This window comes from Pseudomonas sp. PA-4-8C, from assembly GCF_021606625.1.
Classification (GTDB): Bacteria; Pseudomonadota; Gammaproteobacteria; order Pseudomonadales; family Pseudomonadaceae; genus Aquipseudomonas; species Aquipseudomonas lactis.
Genome location: NZ_WKCD01000456.1, coordinates 1 through 2,395, shown reverse-complemented (window position 1 = coordinate 2,395; position 2,395 = coordinate 1). Strand labels below are relative to the sequence as shown.

Here is a 2,395-nt window from a genome sequence, read left to right as displayed (position 1 = left end):
CGCTGGCATCATCCCGGATGTGGTGGTCATGTCCAAAGCCATTGGCGGCAGCCTGCCGCTGGCGGTGGTGGTGTACCGCGAGTGGCTCGACACCTGGCTGCCGGGTGCCCATGCCGGGACCTTTCGCGGCAATCAAATGGCGATGGCGGCGGGCTCGGCGGTGATGCGCTACCTCAAGGATCACGACCTGGCAGGCCATGCGGCGGCCATGGGCGAGCGCCTGGGCGAACACCTGCGCATCCTGCAGCGCGACTTCCCGCACCTGGGGGATATCCGCGGGCGTGGGCTGATGCTGGGGGTGGAGCTGGTAGACCCGACTGGCACGCCTGACAGTCAGGGCCACCCACCGGTGCATCGCCAGTTGGCACCGCTGGTGCAGCGCGAATGCCTCAAGCGCGGGCTGATCCTGGAACTGGGCGGGCGCCATGGCAGCGTGGTGCGCTTTTTGCCACCGCTGGTGATCACCGCTGGCGAAGTCGACCAGGTGGCCGAGATTTTCGGGCGCGCCTTGGCGGCGGCCGTGGCCAGCGTCTAATTTTCCAGGCCCTTGGTACGTTTCTACAGATATCAGTGCTGCGCGTGGTGCGCAGCCAGCCTTTGAGCGACGGAGAACAGCAATGACCTCAGTATTTGACCGCGACGACATCCTCTTTCAGGTAGTGGTCAACCACGAAGAGCAATATTCGATCTGGCCCGACTACAAGGCCGTGCCAGAAGGCTGGCGCACCGTGGGCAAGAGCGGCATGAAGAAAGAATGCCTGGCCTACATCGAGGAAGTCTGGACTGACATGCGCCCGCTGAGCCTGCGCCAGAAAATGGATGGCGCGGCCCTCGCCAACTGATTCACCCCAATACACTGTAGGAGCGAGCTTGCTCGCGAAGAACGCAAGAACGCCGCGTTTACCCTGAATAAACGCGGCGTTCTGAAGTTTTTCGCGAGCAAGCTCGCTCCTACAGGGGGGTGTGGGTGTAAAGGTAATCCGTCGCCAACGACGCCAGTGTCCTCACGCCCACCACCAATGCCGACTCATCCACAAAGAACCCTGGGTTGTGATTCGGCGCCGCCTTGCTCATGTCCTGGTCCCTTGGGGTCACCCCCAGGAACACAAACAGCCCCGGCGCTTCCTTGGCATAGAACGAGAAGTCTTCGGCGCCACCTACCAATGGGCCTTGCACCACATCATCCTGAGCCGCCCAACGCAGGCTCGGCAGCATTTTCTCGGTCAGCGCCGGGTTGTTGATGGTGGGGTCGTACTTCTCGATGATTGTCACTTCGGCCTTGGCGCCACCGCTTTCGGCGATTTTCTCTACGGTTTGACGCACGTCTGCATGCAGCTTCTGACGAATGCCATAGTCGTAGGAGCGAATGGTGCCGCTCATGTCCACCGACTCGGGGATGATGTTGTAGCGAGTGCCACCGTTGATGGTGCCGATGCTCACCACAGAGGGGAATGACGAAATATCGGTACGGCGGCTGACCACGGTCTGCAGGCCGACAATGGTTTGCGCGCCGACGGTGATCGGGTCGATACCGTCCCAGGGGCGGCCGGCGTGGGTCTGTTTGCCGAGGATTTTGATGCGCAGGTCATCGGAGCTGGCCAAAGTCGGGCCCGGGCGATAGGCGATTTGCCCGGCAGGCACACCGGCCCATACGTGCAGGCCAAACACCGCATCCGGCTTGGGCGCTTTCATTACGCCTTCCTGCACCATCATCTTCGCGCCCCAGGTGTTCTTGCCGTCGGGGATAAAGTCGCTGGGGCCTTCTTCGGCCGGTTGGAAATAAAACACCACGGTGCCGGGCAGGCGCTCGCGCATCCCCGTAAGAATCTTCGCAGTGCTCAGCAGGATAGCGGTATGTGCGTCGTGGCCGCAGGCGTGCATCACGTCGACTTCCTTGCCCAGGTAGGTGCCCTTGGCTTTGGAGGCGAAGGGCAGGTCGGCGACTTCCTTGACCGGCAGCGCATCCATGTCGGCGCGCAGGGCCACGGTCGGGCCGGGCAGCGCACCTTTCAAGATGGCGACGACGCCGGTGCGGGCCACCCCGGTCTTCACCTCAAGGCCGAGTTCGCGCAACTGTTTGGCGACCAACTCGGCGGTGCGGGTTTCGGTATTGCCCAGTTCGGGGTGGGCGTGGATATCGCGGCGGGTTTCCAACAGGCTGGGTTCGAGGATTTTTGCCTGGGCGGCAATTTCCTCCCGGGCACTGTCCTGGCCGCTGCTGGCGGCAACCACGGCACTGCTCGCAACCGCGCCGAGCAACCCCAAAACCCATTGGTGTGTAAGACCGTTCATTCGCATACCAACCTCTCCTTGCTTATTGTTGTGGATCTTTCTCCTGCACGCTGCCGGCGGTCAGCACCTGCACGCTCAAGCGCGGCGTTGCCAGGTCCAGCCC

3 protein-coding genes are annotated in these 2,395 nt (G+C 62.6%); 2 read left to right on the top strand and 1 reads right to left on the bottom strand.

What is annotated here, in order from left to right:
• The coding region (locus GIW04_RS29860) for an aminotransferase class III-fold pyridoxal phosphate-dependent enzyme (protein WP_236479544.1) at window positions 1-535 on the top strand (535 nt) is incomplete at its 5' end.
• Window positions 536-617: 82 nt separating this feature from the next.
• Window positions 618-842 (top strand): MbtH family protein, encoded by a 225-nt coding sequence (locus GIW04_RS29855; protein WP_003192847.1) that lies wholly within the window; start codon window positions 618-620, stop codon window positions 840-842.
• A gap of 109 nt (window positions 843-951) precedes the next feature.
• On the opposite strand, the gene GIW04_RS29850 is transcribed toward GIW04_RS29855, so the two are convergent.
• Window positions 952-2,298 carry an amidohydrolase gene (locus GIW04_RS29850; RefSeq protein ID WP_003192845.1) on the bottom strand — a complete coding sequence of 449 codons (1,347 nt, stop codon included), beginning with the start codon at window positions 2,296-2,298 and terminating at the stop codon, window positions 952-954.
• Window positions 2,299-2,395 lie beyond the last annotated feature (97 nt).